Source organism: Hongsoonwoonella zoysiae, from assembly GCF_013266695.1.
GTDB classification, from domain to species: Bacteria; Pseudomonadota; Alphaproteobacteria; order Rhizobiales; family Stappiaceae; genus Hongsoonwoonella; species Hongsoonwoonella zoysiae.
Map to the genome: position 1 here is coordinate 203,067 of NZ_JABRXF010000003.1, position 19,447 is coordinate 222,513.

Genomic DNA, 19,447 nt, shown 5'->3' on the forward strand with positions numbered 1-19,447 from the left:
GGCTTACGCGCTCAACGAGGACGGGCGGCGGAAAACTGCCGCCCACCCGCGTTCCAGCATCATCGAAAAGCCCGAAATCGCCATTGATTCATCTTTGAAATCATCAGAGCCGAAAAAAATTTCGCAAACCTCAAATTTCCTCTTGATCATGAAGCCAATATACGCCATCTCCGTCTTGCCCAAATTCGCACGTGCCCGTGGTCGTCCATGAATTGAGTGGCAGCCGCTTGGTCCAACCCGGAAACGGTTCCGGCAAGGCGGCAAAACCGGACGGCTTAAAGCAACGACGTAAGAGGGCTTTTTTGGTCTCTGCCGGGGTCTCCAACCTCCGGGGTTACTGAAGAGGCACTTGTTACATCCTTGCCGGCCGTGCGGTTCGGGGCTCTCCGATCCAAGCCAAGGCATCACACGCGGGAAGCGATTCCGGCGATAGCCGTTTTGCGCACCCGTTCGCGTTGACGCGATATGAGCCGCCGTCTCCACAGCGGGGGAGGTCTCGTATCCGTTTGCGCGCCCTGCGACGTGAACTTGAACGGGAGCAACCCGATGACTGAGCGTATCCGCGAATTCCTCCGCACCCGCCGCGACGAAGGCCCCTGCGTCGTCGTTGATCTCGATGTCGTGCGCGACAACTACCAGGCCTTCGCGCATTCGCTGCCCGATACCCGCGTCTTCTACGCGGTCAAGGCGAACCCCGCGCCCGAAATCCTGAACCTCCTGGCCGAGCTTGGCTCCTCCTTCGACTGCGCCTCTACGCAGGAGATCGAGATGGCGCTTGCAACAGGCGCTGGCCCCGAGCGCGTTTCCTTCGGCAACACGATCAAGAAGGAGCGCGATATCGCCCGCGCCTATGAGCTTGGCGTGCGCCTGTTCGCTGTCGACTGCGAGGCGGAAGTGGAAAAGATCGCCCGCGCGGCCCCGGGTGCGCGCGTGTTCTGCCGCATCCTTTGCGACGGCGCCGGCGCCGACTGGCCGCTTTCACGCAAGTTTGGCTGCGCGCCCGAAATGGCGCCGCGCGTGCTGGAGCATGCCCACACCCTTGGCCTCGTGGCCTATGGCGTCTCTTTCCACGTCGGCTCGCAGCAGAGCAATGTCGATGCCTGGGATTCCGCGCTTGCCTCCGCTTCCGGCATCTTCCGCGAAATGTCTGAGCGCGGCATCCAGCTTTCCATGGTCAACATGGGCGGCGGCTTTCCCGCGAAATACCTGAAGGAAATGCCGGGCGTGCCCTCCTACGGCGATGCGATCTTCCGTGCGCTGACGCGCCACTTCGGCAACCGTCTGCCGGAAACGATCATCGAGCCGGGCCGTGGCATGGTCGGCAACGCCGGTGTGATCGAAGCCGAAGTCGTGCTGATCTCGAAGAAGTCCGACGACGACGAAATGCGCTGGGTCTACCTCGATATCGGCAAGTTCAACGGTCTTGCCGAGACGATGGACGAGGCGATCCGCTATCCGATCCGCACCGACCGCGATCATGACCGCAAGGAACGTTGCGTACTCGCCGGGCCGACCTGCGACAGCGTCGACGTTCTCTACGAAAAGGAGCCGTATGAGCTTCCCGTTTCGCTTTCGATCGGCGACAAGGTGCTGATCGAGGCCTGCGGCGCCTATACGACGACCTATTCGTCCGTCGCTTTCAACGGCTTTCCGCCGCTCACCTCCTACGTGATCTGAGGGGGCTGTCATGATCGGCATTCGTGACGAGGCGCCGTGGGACCGCAGCGCCCGCGAGGAGTTGCTCGACCGGGCTTTCGGGCCGGCACGCTTCGAAAAAACGTCGGAGCGCCTGCGCGAAGGCCGGATACCGGCGATCGCGCTCAGCGCATTCGAAAACTCAGAAGACGACGGGGAGACCCTTGTCGGCTCCGTTCGTCTGTGGAACGCTGAGACGGCGGACGGACGCTCCGTGCTTATGCTCGGGCCGCTTGCGGTCGACGAGGCCTGCCGTGGTTCAGGCATCGGTGCGCGGCTCATGCGCGCCGCGCTGAACCGGGCCGCGGTTGGTGGCCATTCGGCGGTCGTTCTGGTCGGGGATGCGTCCTACTACAGTCGTTTCGGCTTCTCGCCGGCGTCGACCCTTGGCCTTGACCTGCCGGGGCCCGTCGAGCGTGAGCGTTTCCTTGGGCTGGAGTTTGCCGAAGGCGCTCTCGGCGGTGCGATGGGTTGCCTGAAGCCGACCGGTCCTTTGGCGGACAAGCCATTTGGTGTCGGAGAAGAAGAGATCGATCTGGTTCTTCTGCGCCCCTGGCCGCCCGCGCGTTGAAATCGCGAATTTTATATTCGAACTGCCGTGAGAACTCTCGGCCATAGAAAAAGAAGGATAGTTCCATGACCGAAGAGATCGCCAGCAAGCCCGCCGCGACCGCCGGGACGAAAGTTGCGGAGAAAAAAGCGGCGGCAGTGCCCGCCACTGCGGAGCATCCCGTCCACGCCACGATCACCGGGCCGGTCGTCATGATCGGCTTCGGCTCGATCGGCAAGGGCACGCTTCCCCTCATCGAGCGACACTTCGATTACGACAGGAAGCGCTTCACGGTGATCGACCCGGTCGATGTCGACCGCAAGCTCGTGGACGAGCGCGGCTACCGCTTCGAAAAGGTGGAAATCACGCGTGAGAATTACCGCGACGTGCTCACCCCCCTGCTGACGGAGGGAGAGGGCCAGGGTTTTTGCGTCAATCTCTCGGTCGACACCTCCTCGCTCGACATCATGAAGCTCTGCCGCGAGCTCGGCGTCCTCTATATCGACACGGTGGTCGAACCCTGGCCCGGATTCTATTTCGATCATGACGCCGGCATGGAAGCGCGCACGAACTACGCGCTGCGCGAAACCGTGCGCCGGGAAAAGCGCAAGAATCCGGGCGGCACGACCGCCGTTTCCTGTTGTGGCGCAAACCCCGGCATGGTTTCCTGGTTCGTCAAGCAGGCGCTCGTCGACATCGCGACCGATACCGGCCTCAAATTCGAGGCGCCGACCGACCGCAAGGGCTGGGCGAAGCTCATGAAGAAGGTCGGCGTCAAAGGCATCCACATCGCAGAGCGCGACACCCAGCGCGCGAAGAAGCCGAAGCCGATGGGCGTGTTCTGGAATACCTGGTCGGTCGAGGGCTTTCTTTCGGAAGGCTTCCAGCCGGCGGAACTCGGCTGGGGCACGCACGAAAACTGGAAACCGAAAAACGCCCGCAAGCACGAGAAGGGCTGCAAGGCGGCGATATTCCTGGAACAGCCGGGCGCCAATACGCGCGTGCGCACCTGGTGTCCGACGCCGGGCGCGCAGTTCGGCTTTCTTGTAACGCACAATGAATCGATCTCCATCGCCGACTATTTCACGGTGGAGAAGGACGGCAAGGCCGTCTATCGCCCGACCTGCCACTACGCCTATCACCCGGCAAATGACGCAGTCCTTTCACTGCATGAGCTTTTCGGTGCGGCCGGCAAGATCCAGGAAGAGCTTCACGTGCTGGACGAAAGCGAAATCGCCGACGGCATCGACGAACTTGGCGTGCTGCTTTATGGCCACGAAAAGAACGCCTATTGGTATGGTTCGCAACTTTCGATCGAGGAAACCCGCGAGCTTGCGCCCTACCAGAACGCCACCGGCCTTCAGGTGACCTCTGCCGTGCTCGCCGGCATGGTCTGGGCGCTTGAAAACCCGGAAGCCGGCATCGTCGAGACCGACGAGATGGATTACAGGCGTTGCCTCGAAATCCAGATGCCCTACCTCGGCCCGGTCAAGGGTTATTACACTGACTGGACGCCTCTCGACGACCGTCCGGGCTTCTTCCCCGAGGACCTGGACACGAGCGACCCCTGGCAGTTCCGCAATATCCTCGTGCGCTGAAACGAACTCCCGCGCTAAAACGAAAAAGGGCGGCCCAATCGGCCGCCCTTTCCTTTTGCGCTTTTCGTCGCTCAACCTTTGGCTGCGGCTTTCACCTCCAACCGGCGCCGGTGCAGGACCGGTTCGGTATAGCCGGACGGTTGCTCGCGCCCCTTGAAGACGAGGTCGCAGGCCGCCTGGAAGGCGATCGAACCGTCGAAATCATCCGCCATCGGCCGGTAGGCCGGGTCGCCGGCGTTTTGCCCGTCGACGACCTTCGCCATGCGCTTCATCGTCTCCATGACCTGCTCTTTGGAGCAGACATCGTGGTGCAGCCAATTGGCAATGTGCTGGGAGGAGATGCGCAGCGTCGCGCGGTCTTCCATCAGGCCAACATCGTTGATATCCGGCACTTTCGAACAGCCGACGCCCTGGTCCACCCAGCGCACGACGTATCCGAGGATGCCTTGGGCATTGTTGTCGAGTTCGGCCTGGATTTCCTCGTTCGACCAGTTCGGGCGTTCCGCCACCGGAATGGAGAGGATATCGTCGAGCTTCGCCCGCCCGCGCGACTTCAGTTCCTCCTGGCGCGCCTTCACATCCACCTTGTGATAGTGGAGCGCATGCAGCGCCGCTGCCGTTGGCGACGGCACCCATGCCGTGTTGGCGCCGGCCATCGGGTGGCCGATCTTCTGCTCCAGCATCGCGTGCATCAGGTCCGGCATCGCCCACATGCCCTTGCCGATCTGCGCATGGCCCGGCAAGCCGCACTCAAGCCCTATGTCGACGTTCCAGTTTTCATAGGCCTGGATCCAGGCGGCCGCCTTCATGTCACCCTTTCGGATCATCGGGCCGGCCTCCATGGAGGTGTGGATCTCGTCGCCCGTGCGGTCGAGGAAGCCTGTATTGATGAAGAAGACGCGGGCTGAGGCCTGGCGGATGCACTCCTTGAGGTTCACGGTGGTGCGCCGCTCCTCGTCCATGATGCCCATCTTCAGCGTGTTTTCCGAAAGGCCCAGCGCCTTTTCCACACGCGTGAAAAGCTTGTTGGCGAAGGCGACCTCTTCCGGCCCGTGCATCTTTGGCTTGACGATATAGATCGAGCCGGCGCGGCTGTTCTTCCGGTTTCCACCCCCGTTCGCCCCGCCCGTGCCGACATCATGCATGGCGATTGCGGATGTCACCATGCAATCGAGAAGGCCTTCCGGCACTTCGTTGCCTTGCGCATCCAGAACGGCGGGGTTGGTCATCAGATGGCCGACGTTGCGAACCAGCATCAGCGAACGGCCGTGGAGAGTGATTTCGCCCTTGCCGTCGGCGGATGTGTAGACGCGGTCCGCATTGAGTGTACGCTCCACCGTCTTGCCGCCCTTTTCGAACGTCTCCTTGAGGTCGCCCTTGATGAGGCCCAGCCAATTGCGATAGGCGAGAACCTTGTCTTCGGCATCCACCGCCGCAACCGAATCCTCGCAGTCCATGATCGTGGAAAGTGCCGCTTCGACGATCACGTCGGAAATGCCGGCCTTGTCCGTCTTCCCGACCGACGTCGTCGGATCGATCACAATCTCCAGATGCAGCCCGTTCTGCCGCAGCAAAACCGTATCCGGCTTGTCTGCGGGTCCGGTGTAGCCCACGAACTGAGCCGGATCCTTCAGCCCCATCTTGCCGTCGGGAAGCGAAACGGCGAGCTTGCCATCGTCGACGACGATCGCGCCGACCTCTTCCCACGCGCCGGTCTTGAGCGGCACGCTCTCGTTAAGCACCTTGCGGGCATAGGCGATCACCTCCGCCCCGCGTGCCGGGTCATATCCGCCGCCTTCGGGCAACGAGCCCATGGCATCCGTGCCGTAAAGCGCATCATAAAGCGAACCCCAGCGCGCGTTCGCGGCGTTAAGCGCGTAGCGCGCGTTCATGACCGGCACGACAAGCTGCGGTCCGGCGATCGAAGAAATTTCCGGATCGACATCGGCGGTCGTGACCTTGAACGCGCCGCCTTCGTCCTGAAGGTAACCAATGTCTTTCAAAAAGGCCTTGTAGGCATCGAGATCGACCGGCCCGGAATTCTCCCGGTGCCATTTGTCGATCTTCGTCTGCAGCATGTCGCGCTTTTCAAGAAGCGCCCGGTTTTCCGGCGCCAGATCGCCCACGATTGCCGCAAACCCGCTCCAGAACGCATCCGGCGCAACGCCCGTTCCCGGCAGCACTTCACTTTCGACGAACTTATGAAGTTCGGTAGCGATCTTCAGTCCGGCGACTTCGATCCGATCCATGGCTTCGGCTACTCCTTGATCAAGCGCGAACGCGAACGGGTTCGGCACTGCGAAGCCGAACCATCCGTCCCGTTATTTTGGCCGGAAACTGCCAAAATCAACAGAGCGCGGTCAATACGTCATAAATAGAAATCACTTTTTCCAAATCGGAATTACTCACGGTTGAAGCCATACTTTCCAGGGCCCGGCTCCTTCCATGCGCGTCATGCATGCCTGTCCGTCGATTGATCATACGAATATCCGCAGCTATAGACGTCACAAGGAAGGTTGGCGAATTCAAGGAAATCGAGCGCCCCGTTCCGCCTGCCGCAGAAATCCGGATACCTCATGATCGCCGCCCTCAATTCCCAGCCCGTCCTGCTTTTGACGCTGACGACCCTTATGTGGGGCGGCAATACCATTGCAGGGCGACTTGCCGTTGGCGAAGTATCACCCTTCGCGGTGGTGCTATTGCGCTGGGTGATCGTCGCCGGGCTTCTGGTCGCCATTTACGGGCGCCAGCTCGTGGCGGAATGGGTAACGCTCAAGCGCCATCTCATTCTCATCGTGCTATCGGCCACATTTGGCTTTACGGCGTTCAACTCGCTTTTTTATCTGGCCGCCCATTCCACAACCGCGCTGAACCTGGGCATCATCCAAGGCTCCATGCCGATGTTCGTGCTCCTGGGGGCGCTGATTTTCTACCGCACGCCAATCACGCCGCTGCAAATGGCAGGCGTCCTCATCACGATCCTGGGTGTGATCTACATTTCCTCCCGCGGCGAGCTCGCCCGCCTTGCCAACCTTGAGATCAATCCCGGCGACGGATTGATGATTATCGCTTGTTTCTTTTACTCCGCCTATGCGGTCACCCTCAGAAACAGGCCGAAAGTGCCGGGCATCGTCTTCTTCACTGCACTGGCCGTGGTCGCCGCGGTGACTTCGGTTCCCGCGGTCGTGGTCGAGGCATCGAACGGCAGCCTGCAGTGGCCGACGGCAAAGGGGTGGATCGTCGTCGCCTACATCGCGCTCGCGCCCTCGTTCCTGTCCCAGATCTTCTTCATGCGCGCCATTGAGCTCATTGGTCCCGGGCGCGCGGGCGTTTTCATCAACCTCGTGCCGATATTTTCCTCGATCATGGCGGTCATGCTGTTGTCCGAGCCTTTCAGGGCGTATCACGCCGTCGCGCTTGCGCTGGTGCTTGCCGGAATCTGGCTTTCGGAGCGCAAGTCCGCGGCAAAAGCGGAACAGAGCTGACATCAGGTTCAAGGACGGGGGAGAAATCACCTGGCCGAACCGCATTTCGCCTTGCACTTGCCGCTAAGTCATTGGATGACGGTGCGATGGAAGCACCTCTGATAATAGCGGCGGTCGCCGGCCTTTTGGTGATCATCAGCCTGATACAGCCGCTTGCGGCCCGCCTCGGTCTTGCGCCGTCAGTGCTGCTCGCCATCGTCGGCGTCGCCATCGGAACGGTCGCCGCCCAGCTTCTGTTCACGACGAAGACCGATGCTTTCAACGAGATCGCCCGGATATTCGTTTTTCTGCCGATCGATTCCCAGACAATCCTTTTCACGTTCCTGCCGATCCTGCTTTTCCAGACCACGCTCACGCTCGACGTGCGCCGGATGGCGGAAGATGCAGGCGTGATCTTCGTGCTTGCGGTCGTCGCGGTTTTGATCGCAACCGCTTTCATCGGCATCGCGCTTTATCCGCTCGCCGGGGTGCCGCTGGTCGCTTGCCTGCTGCTGGGTGCGATCGTCGCCACGACCGACCCTGTCGCCGTCGTCGCCATATTCCGCGACATCGGCGCTCCGGCTCGGCTCGGCCGGCTGGTGGAGGGCGAAAGCCTGCTCAACGACGCTGCGGCAATTGCTGTCTTCGCAATCCTGTTCGGAATCCTCACCGGCACGGAATCCCGCCAGCCCGCCATGGCCTTCCTCGCCTTCGTCAATGATTTCGTCGGCGGTATCTTGCTGGGCTACATTGGCGGGCAGATGCTTGTGCGTCTGTTTCCATTGGTGCGCGAGTACCGCCTGGCGCATGTGACGCTGAGCGTCGCCTTCCCTTACCTGATCTACATCATCGCGGACCAGTTGGCCGGCGTGTCGGGCGTCGTGGCCGTGGTGGCTGCCGGCATGGTTATCAATGTCATGGGGCCGTCCCGCATCACGCCGGACGGCTGGAGCTATCTCCAGGACGTGTGGGAGCAGATCGCCTTCTGGGCCTCGTCTCTCATCTTCGTCATCGCCTCCATCGTCGTCCCGCGCCTCATGGTGGATATGACGTGGTTCGACATTGCGCTCGTCGGCATGGTGATTGTCGCAGCACTTGCCGCGCGGGCCTTCGTGCTCTTCGGTTTCCTGCCGCTCTTGAGCATCCTTCGCATCAGCCAACCGGTATCGACGCCCTACAAGATCGTGATGCTTTGGGGGGGAATGCGCGGCGCCGTAACGCTGACCCTCGCGCTCGGCATAACCGAACACACCTCGATCGCCCCGGACATCAAGAGTTTCATCACCGTTGGCGCCACCGGCTTCGTCTTCTTCACATTGCTTGTGTACGGCACGACGCTGAAGCCGCTGATCCGCCTCCTAAAGCTCGACAGGCTGTCGCCGATAGACGCGGCCCTCAGAAACCAGGTTCTGGCGCTTGCCCTTGAAGATGTCCGCGAAGGCGTGGCGCAGGCGGCAAGCGCCTATCGCATCGCGCCCTCCATCGCCGAAACGGTCGCAAGCCCATATCACACCCGTGCCGAAACCGCCGCCCAGGCCAACGAGCTTGCGGAAGGCGTGCTCGACCGCGACCGCATCACGCTTGGCCTCGTCGCCGTCACGAACCGCGAGCGGGAGGCGGTGCTTCGCCATTTCCGCGAACGCACGGCTTCCACGCAATCCGTGCAGACACTCATGGCGCAGATCGGCAGGCTGGGCGACCGCGCCCGCGCCGGCGGGCGGCTGGAATACAACCGCGCCGCCCGCCAGATCCTCGCCTTTCCCTTGAGCTTCCGCATCGCCCAGGCGATGCAGCGCTGGTTCAAGCGGGATCGCTGGCTGGCCGGCCTCATCGCCGACCGATACGAAACGCTGCTCTTGAGCCATATCGTGCTCAGCGAGATCGCCGAGTTTATCCCGCAAAAGATTTCACCGCTTCTCGGCGCCCGCGTTGGCGAGATCCTCTGCGAAATCATCGATCAGCGCATGGAGGCGACCGCGTTGGCGCTCAAGGCCGTACGTTTGCAATATCCCGATTACGCGGACCGGCTGGACCAGCGTTTTCTCAAGAAGGCTGCACTGCGACTTGAAGAAAACACCTATCGCTCGCTTTTCCAGCAAAACGTCATCGGCGCGGAGCTGCACAACGACCTGCAGAACGTCGTGAGCGAAGCGCGCGAGGAAGCGGACCGGCGCCCACGCCTCGATCTCGGCCTAAATACCGAAACACTGGCCGCCCAACTGCCTTTCTTCTCCGATCTGCCCGCAGACCGCATCAAGGCGATCGCAAGGCTCATGCGCCCGCGTTTCGCCGTGCCGGGCGAAGCCCTGATCCGAAAGGGAGAAAGAGGAGACGCCGCCTATTTCATCTCCTCAGGCGCGGTGGAAGTGAAAACACAGTCGATGAGCATCCCGCTCGGACGGGGCGAGGTTTTCGGTGAAATCGCCCTCATCAAGGGCACGCCTCGCACCGCAGACGTCGTTGCGCTGGGCTATTGCCGACTGCTCGTACTTTCCACCCACGATTTCAAGCAGCTTCTGTCCAGGGACGAGCAACTGCGCCTCCACATCGACAGGGTCGTGCAGGAGCGCCTGTCAATGAACAGGGACAGCGCGGATGGCCCCGACGGTTCCTCCGGAGCGCAAGATAGTGGCGAACCGATTGCTGCCTCCGGGCAGGAATAAGGATTCAACATCGGCTTTTCAGTTCCCGCTTTCGCGCGGCTGCTGCCGGTCCGGCGTCTCTTCCCAGGCCTGAAGCCTGCGATAGATCGTGGACGGACTTACCTTCAGCGCCGCGGCTGCCTTGGGGATGCTGCCTCCGCACCGGTCGATCGCGCTTTCGATCGCCTCACGTATCACGGTATCAAGCGGAAGGATCGCGCCCTCCCGGCAATCTCCCTGCCCTTCCGAAACGCCTGTATTGGAAGAAGCTCGTCCGCCTATGCGTGCAACCGCGGGCGCCGCGCATGCGAGGGCGCGAAGCTCCCCCGGCAGCATGGACAACTCAAGCTGCTCGGCATCGTTAAGGACCACAGCCGTGCGGATAACGTTTTGCAGCTGGCGGACGTTCCCGGGCCAGGAATAGTTCAGGAACGCGGCTTCGACCTCGGGAGACAGATCCTTGAAGCGCTTGCCGTCCTCCCTTGCGAATTCGCTCAGAAGCGCGCGCGCGATAATAAGCACATCGTCGTCACGTTCGCGCAGGGGCGGCAGTTCGACCGGGACCACATGCAGGCGATAATAAAGATCCTCTCGAAACCGCCCGCTCGCCACCTCCTGCAAGGGGTCGCGGTTCGAAGCGCAGACAATGCGCACGTCAGCGGAGCGGGCATGGTCTTCACCGACGCGCCGAATGCTGCGCTCCTGGAGGAAGCGTAGCATCTTCGATTGCAAGGCAAGATCCATCTCGCAGACTTCGTCGAGGAAAAGAGTGCCGCCATCGGCGCTCAGCACCGCGCCCTTGCGCTCCGAAACCGCGCCTGTGAACGCCCCGCGGGCATGGCCGAAAATCTCGCTCTCCAGCAGGTCACGCGGAATGGCGGCGCAATTCAGCGTAATAAACGGGCCGGTACGGCGCTTTCCAAGATCGTGGAGTGCGCGCGCGCAAAGCTCCTTTCCGGTTCCGCTCTCGCCGGTGATAAAGACGGTCGCATCCGTTGAAGCAGCATTCTGCAGGACACGATAGGTCGTCTGCATGACGAAGGAACGCCCGATCAGCCCCTGGAATCGGTCCCGGTCGAAGGCTTCGCCTATTTCCTCGATGCGGTCGCTGAGCTTGCGGTGCTTGATTGCGTTCATCACCGTTACCCTGAGCCGGTCCGCGGAAAAGGGCTTCATGATGAAGTCGAACGCCCCCTTGCGCATCGCCTCGACAGCCAGGTTGACCGACGCCTGCCCGGTGATGACGACGACTTCCGAGGCAAGGCCGTCCGCCTTGATCCTGCCGAGCAGCTCAAGCCCATCCATATCCGGCAGTTTCACATCGAGCACGATGACATCCGGCGCCGTCCCGGACAGGGCGGATAGCGCCTCTGCAGCCGTTCCGGCAATTTCGACGTCGGCCGCCTCCGGCTCGAGATAGGCCGCATAGGCCGTCGCCAACGACACAGTGTCTTCAACAAGCAAGACCTTCGCGCGCGCTTTTGCCATACGGATTATTGCTCTCGTCAATTTCACTATCAGGACGCTTCCCGGCGGACATAGAGCGCTTGTCCTGAAAGCGGGATCGCTTTCGTGACAAGAATTCACTCCAGATCCAATATCCTGAGCATATCCTTATCGCGAAATCCGACTCAGATTTTGCGGGATATGCTCTAGATTTGCCCCAAGGCTTCGCAAACCGCGGTTGCGATCCGCCACAAAGTCCCACCCGTTTCCTTGCGATGTATGAGCCGAAGCCCGCTGCCGTTCAAGGCCAAGCATCGCACCCATAGCCAGGTCTGCCTATTCCCAAATCAGGAGCGCTGACCGTCACGGCAGTCAACAAAAGAAAAAATCGGAAATAACGAAGAAATAACGATGAAGTTACGCTGCAGTTTAAGTATTCACAATTCGATAACGCTCAGTTGACGGGCGGCGTGCCTGTATCCAATACAAGAATTATAGGGGTGTCGGACATGCATAGCGCGTCGACGAAGCAATCTCTCTCCTCGTTTATCGCCCGCTTCAACGCTAAAAGACGGTCGGCAAAACCTGTGGGCTTCGCCGAAACTGCGACACCGCCACTCGTCCCGCAGGAAATCTACGTCGGAGTGGAAAAGGCCGACGGAAGCGGTGAAATCGACGAGGCTCGTACGAAGCGGCTTTTCGCCGGCCTGACCAAAAAGATCGAACGGACCCGCTTTCCCTTCGCCGACAATATCGGCCACACCAATCCGTACATTCCGGCCGGTTACACGTATCTTGCGCAATTCGTCGCCCATGATCTGACGATTAACAGCGGGCTCGACGAAGGTCTTGAGCCGGAATCTCAGCCGATAAACCTGCGAAGCCATCCGCTTCATCTGGATTGCCTTTATGGCTATGGCCCGTCTATCGAGCCCGCTTGCTACGAACTTTTCACCAGAAGGCCGCTTCCGCAACGCATCGGCTGGCCACGGACGCGTTTCCGCCTCGACGGGATGTCCGACGACAATTTCACCAGGCCCGCGGACCCGGCCCGTCATCCGCGGCGCGATATCGGCCGCCTTGTCGAACCGCGCGGCGCAAACACTGCCGGGATTGCGCTTGTCGCCGACCTGCGCAACGACGATAACGCGGTGATCTCACAGCTTACCGCCCTTCTGCAGCTCACCCACAACACGGCGATGGAAGTTCTGGAAGCGGGACTGGACCCCGCCTCGCCGGAAGAAAGCTTCCGCAATTTTTCCAGGGTGCGCGGCGCCCTTACCCACGTTTACCGAAAAATCATCCGCCACGACCTCCTGCCGAGGCTCTTGAACGGCGAAGTGGTTGCGCACTACGAAACAAAAGACAGTCCGTTTTTCGACAAGCTCGGTGATGACGTTTTCGTCACGCCCGAATTCGCGCATGCTGCCTATCGCGCCGGGCACGCGATGGTTCGAGAATCCTATTTCTTCAACAGCGAGCCACCGGTCGAACACAACCTGATGGACGTCTTGCGGCGCAATTCGGAGCGCAATCCGCCAAAGACCCCGCACAATCGCGACTGGATCATCGCCTGGTCCTATTTTTTCGATCTCGGCATACGCGAGGCGCGCGCCTCCGGGCGGCTGGAACCGCGCTTCGAAACGCCGCTGCACGACGACACGCTCTTTCCCTCCATGGAAGACAGCGAACCCGCCGGCCTTGCCTATCGCGACCTTGTCAGGAGCGCGACAACTGGCGTGCGCAAGATAGATACTCTCGCCGAACAGATAGCCTACAGCCAGCCGGAGCTTGCCGCCGCAAGCCCCTGGATCGGCTCGCCGGCCATCCGGCAGGAAGCGATGCGCCGCTGGATCGAAGCGGACAAGACGATCGACCTTGGCGATTTGAAGGAAGAGGCGGTCAACAACCCTCCGCCGATGATCTACTTCCTCGTCGAGGCTGCAGCCGCCGAAGACGGCTTCCGTCTCGGCCCTCTCGGCTCGGTCGTCCTTGCCGAGACTTTCTACCGCGCGCTGTCGCACCGCCGCTCCGTCCCGTTCGGCGGAAGAGACCCGCAGGAAGACGCCGAGAGAATTTTCGGCACGCCCACACCGGCAAGCATGCCAGACCTTATCCGTTGGGTGGACGAGAACATGCCCTTGGAAGACAAGACATTTCTCGAGACGGATATTCCATTGATCTGATTTCGGGCCACCCGCAACATTGAAGGAGATAATTTGATGAACAAGCAGCTCGAACGCATTCAAATATTCGACCATAAGGCCTTCGGACGCCTGATCGCCGATTACGCCACCGGCAGGAAGGCCTGGCCCGAGTCGATCGAGGAATTCAGGGCAGAGGTTGAAGGCCCCAATATCGCGAAGATTCCCGAGCACATGCGGGCGATCCAGGTGGTGCAGCCGTCGGACGAAATCTTCTTCCTGCGCCTGCCGCCGAAAACGCTCTTTTCACAGTCGTTGGAACGTTATGCGGCGAACGATGCGAACGGCAGCACCGAGCCCTATCCAGCGCCGCCGTTCTATTCCGACATGGTCTGCCGGGAAGAACGCCTGACGCACACGGACTTCTTCCTGAGCCGCGTCGCCGATTACACGATTTCCGTTTGCTCGTAAGCATCGGCGTCCGTCTGAAACTCATGCCCCCGGGTCATCGGTCCGGGGGTTTTTTTGAGCAGAGCCCGAGCGATATCGGACAGGGATTCGACTTTTGGCCCGCCTAGCCGGTGCCCCTTCGCCCGGACATCAGCTTGTAATGGGGTTGTCTCGCGCGGGAAACGGTGGGAAATCCATTCCGGCAATACGCAATCCCTCGCGAAGACGTTCCCAACCCTCCCCGTCGTTCAACGGGAAGCATTGGCCAAGCCAACGTGCGATCTCTTCGCGTATGGGTTCCTCCGAGCCGGTCCAGTGCGATTTCAGATGCCACTCCATCATCGAAAGATGCTTTCGCGCGCTCTCCAGATCGCCCGCGTGTGCAAGGGCTGCGACATACCAGGCCTCGACCCCCGGATAGCCGGAACTGAAATGCGGAAATGCGTCGAGCACGGCTTCATAGTCGCCGCAGAGGAACATGATGCCGATATAGTAGCTCCAGTGGATCGGAGAGGTCAGCATGCCGGCATCATGAAGTTGCCTTGCCAGCACCATCGCGTCTTCCCGGCGGCCGTAGAACGCGAAGGCATGCGCAACCGACAGCACCGTCCACGGATCGTTGTTGTTCAGGTCGAGCGCAAAGCGATGCTGCTCTTCGGCCGCTTCATAGTTCCCCTGAAGCGCAAGCGTCCAGCCCGCGCAGAGATACGCCCGTGAATCAAACGGATCCAGGCTGATCGCCGTCCGGGCCAGTTCCGTCGCACGGGCGATATTCTGCGCGGTGCGCGGCTGCCCGGGAAAGACGATGTGGCGGGAATTCAGTATCTGCGCCAGCGTGCAATAGGCCGGTCCGAACTGGGGATCCTCCTGGATGATCGCCTCGAGGATCGACTGAGCGCGATGGGAATCTTCAAGTTTCCATGTGTAGTGCAGCTGCTGGCCCTTGAGCAGGCGGTCGTAGGACATCAATGATGCGACCGGCACCCTGGAAAGCTGGGCCAGACGCTCAGCCGATATATTGACGTTCATTGCCATGGCGATGTTGCTGACGAGGCGGCCCTGCAACTCGAAGAATTGCGCCGCGTCCAGCTTGAAATCCTGCCCCCAGATGTAGGCGTTGGAACGTGAATTGCGCACGGCGACGGATATCGACGTCCGGTCCCGAGAACTGACGCTGCTTATGGACACTTTGTAGACGGGCGTTCCCGAACGCACGAGTTCCTCCGTCTCCGCCTCCACGACCGACCATTCGCGAAACCGGACCAGACGGGATATTAGATCGTGCCGAAAGACCTGTGCCGCGCGGATATTACGTGCAGGCTCGTCAAGCTGGAGTACATGCTCGACAATTATGACCGGCCACACTTCGCCCGGCCAGGGAGGTGTCCTTCGCGATCCGCCGGGCTGGGCAACAACAGGTTTTTCCCTTTCGGCAAAGCCGGCGCTCGTACTGACCGCGGCTTCCGCCGCTTGCGGGTATCTTTCCAGTTTGATGCTTACGACAAGCGCCTGCGTCCGTTCGGAAGGTTGTGTGTCGAACTCCTCATCCAGAACACGCCAAAGGTCCTCATATGCCCTTACAGCCCCGGCAAAATCTCCCGCTGCTGCGCGCGCGTTCATCAAAGCCCTGCAGGCAGGCTCGTGCGTGGGGTCAAGATTGAGAAGAGCTATCGCCGCTTCCTGGTTGGGGCTCTGGTCGAGGGACGCTTTCAATCGATCTTCAAGCGACGTCCGCAACCTGTCCTGCAAGTGCTGGCGCCTGACCCTCAGCCAGCCGATGAAGCTTTCCTCGCTCAGCCCCTCGAGACCCTCGAGCAAACGATCCGACAAGCGTTTTTCGTTCAGAAGCGGCTTCGGGATTCCACCCCCTTCGGCAAGTTCGTCGAGCAAGGCGTCGACATCCGTGACGACCCGCGTCTTGTCGAGGTATATGGTGAGCTTGTCGGGATGAAGGCCTTCGAATCCCGCCGCCTCCAGCTCTCTTCTCAGGATCAGAAGCGTCTGGCGCAGCGAAGAGCGCGCCCTTTCCTCCGAACTTTCTCCCCACAACAAGCCCGCCGCCATTTCGCGAGTGAGGCGTCCGTCCGCCGTCAGGCACATATAGGCAAGCAGCGCCTCTGCCTTGCGGGAGCGAAATCTCAACGGGCGTCCGGCAACGGCGAAGCCCGGCAAACCGAACAGCGTGGCGCGAAGCTCCTCGCCTCCGCCTTGATGTTCCGCGCCGATGCGTTCGTCCCTTGGCACCTTGTTCTCCGGTAATTCCATTTCAGTAGAGCTCAACCCGGTCCCCGGGGATTTCACCGGTCACGGCCAGCGCTCGTTGGTGGGACAGGCGCTTCGACACGAGCTCTGATGGGTCCGGTTGCAGTCCGGTAACGATCGCCCGCGCGACCGGGATATCGAAATCGGGCCGGGTCAAGTCTATAATGCGAACCGCGTGCCCGCGACTGCCAAGGCGCGTCGCAAGGAGATTGAGGCGATTGTCCTGGTCATCGTCGACCGGGGACAGGGTCTCGTGAGGAGCAATGCAAACGGGCTGAAGGTTCAGCCAGTCGCCTCTCACCATTCCGGCACGGGCCACATGCTTGCGATCCGTCTCGTTCAGCCCTTCGTCCCCGCGCTCGGCGCGCTTCGCCGCGACAACCCTATCGGCAAGTTCGATCTGCAGAAGTTCCTCGATGGCGCCGCGCAACGCCTCCTCCATCGATCCACCCGCCGCAAAACCGTATGCCACTCCCGCCCCGTCCCTGTCCGAGGAAAGAGCGGCCGCCACCGGAATGCCGACATCATTCGTCAGGTTCAGGAACCACGAACGCCTCTCGGTACGGCCTTGGCGATAATGCTTGAGCAATTCTACAACGCCACTTGAAGCCAGCGTTTCCAGATCGACGGCGCCCGGGCGTCGGCCGCCCCTCCACCAAAGGGCGACGGCATCCCGTTCAGCCCATTCGAGGATGGCGCGATACGCCGCCTCCTCACGGGTTCGGCCGGCGGCGACACCGATCCCCATCAGATACGGCAACCCGTTGGGCCTGCGCCCCCCGGACCTGCGCCAACACAGGTCTGCGGGAACCGCATCCCTCGACCGGTTCGGCAATCGCACCGCTTCCACCCAATCCGTGGGGTTGACCGAATTTCCGCCGTGAAGCTCCTGAAATTCGCAATCGTCGATACTTCCCGGGCTCACGCTGTCAGGTTCGACGATGCGCACGCGCGCATCCTCCGGTATTTCGAACTGGCTCGCAAACTCGCAAGCTTCCGCCACACAGGCGCGAAAAGCCGCAAGCCGGCTTGGACCCACCCCGGAAACGGAAGTGCCGGCGTTCACCTTGGCGCCATAGGCAGCGACGGATACCGAAGCGCCGAAACACGCCAGACCCGGCGCATCGGGCACCGGCAGTTCGAACAGGCGGTCAAGGCCCGCCGCAAATCGCAAAAGGTTTGCGAGGTCGCGCCGGTCCGCCTCATCAAGTTCCGGCGTCACACCGAGCCATTTCAGAAATTCCGGCCCTAGGCCGCCACTCTCCGGATCATTCGCGCCGGTAACGAGATCGGCCGCAGAAACAAGTGTTTGCCTTGTTTCCGATTGCATGGTCATCTGTTGACGTCCCCTTCCACCCCATTCAACAATTGCGACGCGATAGCAGGTGACGTCAAGTGCAACCGGGCATGCTTTTTTCTACATTCCGCTGCGTATTCCCCTGCTGATGCGCCCAATTGCGGAAAATGGTTCGCCTTTCCTGCCTCACGCGATGGCTGCACAGAAAATCACGCAAAAATAACGCGAATTCTGATGTCATTCACTTGTCGTTTTTTCCAAGCGAGCGGGGTTCCGCAGAGGAGCGACATTGGGGGAATGATAATCATCGGTTGTGACCGAGTAACCGGCTGAACGCATATCTACAAGCAAATCGGGTGCCTGGAGAAGGACGGTCGAGGCGTGCATTGGAAGATCCTTGAAACTGGTCTTCGCTGCCGTTCAACTCCGCACTTGCGAAGCCACGGTGGGAATTGCCCGTCGGAAACGCACGTGACCCAACTTGACCGGGTCCCGCGCCGGCCCGGTTTCCTTTCGCCGTCAACTTCTTCATCGGGGTTATCGGCGTGGAAAGGAAAGCCTGACAAGGCTTTGAAATTCAAAGCAAAAAGCCACGGCTTCGAATCATACGCTCAAGCCGGAATTTAAGCACCAAGTCCTATTAAAGATCTTTTGAAAAAATTGGCCATCCATACGTTTCATTCGCGTGGGTCGTATGGATGGCCGTTTATTTTATTTTCTGGCTTGGTTCAAGCCGTTTATCCGTAATATTTGAAAATATCCTCGATGTCCGAAAGGTATTCGAGCCTTCGGACGCCTCCCATTTCATGAACTGCCCGCGCTCCATCGCGAAGCGGATTTTGCACCCTCCATCTATTGGGGCGTCGATTCCCGGGCGATTTCTTATCTACGGCATGTTCCCGCTTTTCTTGGGATGTGATCCGGGCGTATGAAATGGAGCCAGTTCAAATTCCGCATCGGGGACCCAGTGAATTGAACCCCATACCACCGATCGATCTCGCCGACCTCAGGGTATTGGTGGCTCTCGCCGATTTTCGACATTTCGCCAAGGCGGCCGATGCCTGCAACCTTTCCCAACCCGCCCTATCCGCGCGAATTCGGAAAATGGAACATGCCCTTGGCACGCCGCTGGTGGAGCGCAGCCGGCGCTTTGAAGGCTTCACGACCGCGGGAGAGCGGGTATTGGCGCGAGCCAGGCAGCTTATGAACGACGTCGACGGCCTTGTGCAGGACGCCAAATCCGGAGAGAGGCTGGGCGGACTGCTTCGCATCGGGGTAATCCCGACCGCGACGCCGCTTGCAGGCGTGCTTGCCTCTTCGATTTCCGCCATTCATCCGAACATTCGTTTGCGCGCATCGAGCCTGTCGTCGCGCGCGATCGATCAGGGGCTGAAGGAATTTGCGCTTGACGCAGGTATCACCTATCTCAACAACGAGCCCATTCCCGATGTAAAAGCGTTGCCCCTGGCGAGGGAACGATATTGCCTGGTGGGCGCTCCCGCGCTTTTGGGAGAAGACACGACCCCGGCGGAATGGAGCGACCTTGCAAACGTTCCCCTGGCGCTCATGACGCCGGACATGCAAAACAGGCGCATCCTTAACCGCGCGTTTTCGGATGCCGGTATAGAACCGAACGTGGATTTCGAAGCCAACAGCTTCCTGGCGATCGTCAGCCGGGCGAGCGCGGGCGACGTTGCGGCGATCCTTCCTCGGGCCATGGCCGACATGGTTTGCATCGGCGGCCTTGCCCGGCGCGATCTCGCGGACCTTGCGGTGCAGCCGGTGATCGGCTTGATTGCGGCGCGGCGCGAGCCGCTTTTGCCGCTAGTTTCGGCACTATGGTCGCGCGCCGCCGCCAATGTCGCCGAATCCGGCCTTGCGTCTGATAACGCGACATGA

The 19,447-nt window shown here is 60.7% G+C and carries 13 protein-coding genes; 8 read left to right on the forward strand and 5 right to left on the reverse strand.

Features of this window, described 5'->3' with window-relative positions; genetic code table 11:
- Positions 1 to 3: 3 nt before the first annotated feature.
- The gene (locus tag HPQ64_RS17360; RefSeq protein ID WP_172889904.1) at positions 4 to 183 is read right to left on the reverse strand and encodes a hypothetical protein; all 180 of its coding nucleotides are present in this window, start codon (positions 181 to 183) and stop codon (positions 4 to 6) included.
- Positions 184 to 546: 363 nt separating this feature from the next.
- On the opposite strand from HPQ64_RS17360, the gene HPQ64_RS17365 reads away from it, so the two are divergent.
- The 3 genes from HPQ64_RS17365 to HPQ64_RS17375 all read left to right on the forward strand — a co-directional run bounded on the left by HPQ64_RS17365 (position 547) and on the right by HPQ64_RS17375 (position 3,843).
- Complete coding sequence (locus tag HPQ64_RS17365; RefSeq protein WP_172889905.1) at positions 547 to 1,677, forward strand: type III PLP-dependent enzyme; 1,131 nt, start codon at positions 547 to 549, stop codon at positions 1,675 to 1,677.
- 10 nt (positions 1,678 to 1,687) lie between these two features.
- Positions 1,688 to 2,266, forward strand: a complete 579-nt coding sequence (locus HPQ64_RS17370) for a GNAT family N-acetyltransferase (protein WP_172889906.1) — start codon at positions 1,688 to 1,690, stop codon at positions 2,264 to 2,266.
- A 191-nt stretch (positions 2,267 to 2,457) separates the two neighbouring features.
- Positions 2,458 to 3,843: a homospermidine synthase gene (locus HPQ64_RS17375; protein WP_172890393.1), complete on the forward strand. Its 1,386-nt coding sequence runs from the start codon at positions 2,458 to 2,460 to the stop codon at positions 3,841 to 3,843.
- Positions 3,844 to 3,914: 71 nt separating this feature from the next.
- On the opposite strand, the gene HPQ64_RS17380 is transcribed toward HPQ64_RS17375, so the two are convergent.
- Positions 3,915 to 6,092 (reverse strand): malate synthase G, encoded by a 2,178-nt coding sequence (locus HPQ64_RS17380; RefSeq protein ID WP_172889907.1) that lies wholly within the window; start codon positions 6,090 to 6,092, stop codon positions 3,915 to 3,917.
- 327 nt (positions 6,093 to 6,419) lie between these two features.
- Between HPQ64_RS17380 and HPQ64_RS17385 the strand changes: the two genes are divergently transcribed.
- Positions 6,420 to 7,328, forward strand: a complete 909-nt coding sequence (locus tag HPQ64_RS17385; protein ID WP_172889908.1) for a DMT family transporter — start codon at positions 6,420 to 6,422, stop codon at positions 7,326 to 7,328.
- 86 nt (positions 7,329 to 7,414) lie between these two features.
- Positions 7,415 to 9,970, forward strand: a complete 2,556-nt coding sequence (locus HPQ64_RS17390; protein ID WP_172889909.1) for a cation:proton antiporter — start codon at positions 7,415 to 7,417, stop codon at positions 9,968 to 9,970.
- An 18-nt stretch (positions 9,971 to 9,988) separates the two neighbouring features.
- Here HPQ64_RS17390 and HPQ64_RS17395 read toward each other — a convergent pair whose 3' ends face one another.
- A complete protein-coding gene (locus tag HPQ64_RS17395; RefSeq protein ID WP_172889910.1) occupies positions 9,989 to 11,437 on the reverse strand; it encodes a sigma-54-dependent transcriptional regulator in 1,449 nt (482 codons plus the stop codon).
- 467 nt (positions 11,438 to 11,904) lie between these two features.
- On the opposite strand from HPQ64_RS17395, the gene HPQ64_RS17400 reads away from it, so the two are divergent.
- Together HPQ64_RS17400 and HPQ64_RS17405 are read left to right on the forward strand one after the other, a co-directional pair.
- Positions 11,905 to 13,581 (forward strand): peroxidase family protein, encoded by a 1,677-nt coding sequence (locus HPQ64_RS17400; RefSeq protein ID WP_172889911.1) that lies wholly within the window; start codon positions 11,905 to 11,907, stop codon positions 13,579 to 13,581.
- A 36-nt stretch (positions 13,582 to 13,617) separates the two neighbouring features.
- Positions 13,618 to 14,010, forward strand: a complete 393-nt coding sequence (locus HPQ64_RS17405; RefSeq protein WP_172889912.1) for a hypothetical protein — start codon at positions 13,618 to 13,620, stop codon at positions 14,008 to 14,010.
- Between the two features lie 129 nt (positions 14,011 to 14,139).
- On the opposite strand, the gene HPQ64_RS17410 is transcribed toward HPQ64_RS17405, so the two are convergent.
- Positions 14,140 to 16,233 (reverse strand): BTAD domain-containing putative transcriptional regulator, encoded by a 2,094-nt coding sequence (locus tag HPQ64_RS17410; protein ID WP_172889913.1) that lies wholly within the window; start codon positions 16,231 to 16,233, stop codon positions 14,140 to 14,142.
- Between the two features lie 22 nt (positions 16,234 to 16,255).
- Positions 16,256 to 17,587 carry a YcaO-like family protein gene (locus tag HPQ64_RS17415; protein WP_172889914.1) on the reverse strand — a complete coding sequence of 444 codons (1,332 nt, stop codon included), beginning with the start codon at positions 17,585 to 17,587 and terminating at the stop codon, positions 16,256 to 16,258.
- Between the two features lie 933 nt (positions 17,588 to 18,520).
- Here HPQ64_RS17415 and HPQ64_RS17420 point away from each other — a divergent pair.
- Positions 18,521 to 19,447: a LysR family transcriptional regulator gene (locus HPQ64_RS17420; RefSeq protein ID WP_172889915.1), complete on the forward strand. Its 927-nt coding sequence runs from the start codon at positions 18,521 to 18,523 to the stop codon at positions 19,445 to 19,447.

Bases quoted from the DNA above. Each gene is read 5' to 3' on its own strand.
- HPQ64_RS17365 (WP_172889905.1), top strand. From the start codon at position 547: ATGACTGAGCGTATCCGCGAATTCCTCCGCACCCGCCGCGACGAAGGC.
- HPQ64_RS17370 (WP_172889906.1), top strand. From the start codon at position 1,688: ATGATCGGCATTCGTGACGAGGCGCCGTGGGACCGCAGCGCCCGCGAG.
- HPQ64_RS17375 (WP_172890393.1), top strand. From the start codon at position 2,458: ATGATCGGCTTCGGCTCGATCGGCAAGGGCACGCTTCCCCTCATCGAG.
- HPQ64_RS17380 (WP_172889907.1), bottom strand. From the start codon at position 6,092: ATGGATCGGATCGAAGTCGCCGGACTGAAGATCGCTACCGAACTTCAT.
- HPQ64_RS17385 (WP_172889908.1), top strand. From the start codon at position 6,420: ATGATCGCCGCCCTCAATTCCCAGCCCGTCCTGCTTTTGACGCTGACG.
- HPQ64_RS17390 (WP_172889909.1), top strand. From the start codon at position 7,415: ATGGAAGCACCTCTGATAATAGCGGCGGTCGCCGGCCTTTTGGTGATC.
- HPQ64_RS17395 (WP_172889910.1), bottom strand. From the start codon at position 11,437: ATGGCAAAAGCGCGCGCGAAGGTCTTGCTTGTTGAAGACACTGTGTCG.
- HPQ64_RS17400 (WP_172889911.1), top strand. From the start codon at position 11,905: ATGCATAGCGCGTCGACGAAGCAATCTCTCTCCTCGTTTATCGCCCGC.
- HPQ64_RS17405 (WP_172889912.1), top strand. From the start codon at position 13,618: ATGAACAAGCAGCTCGAACGCATTCAAATATTCGACCATAAGGCCTTC.
- HPQ64_RS17415 (WP_172889914.1), bottom strand. From the start codon at position 17,587: ATGACCATGCAATCGGAAACAAGGCAAACACTTGTTTCTGCGGCCGAT.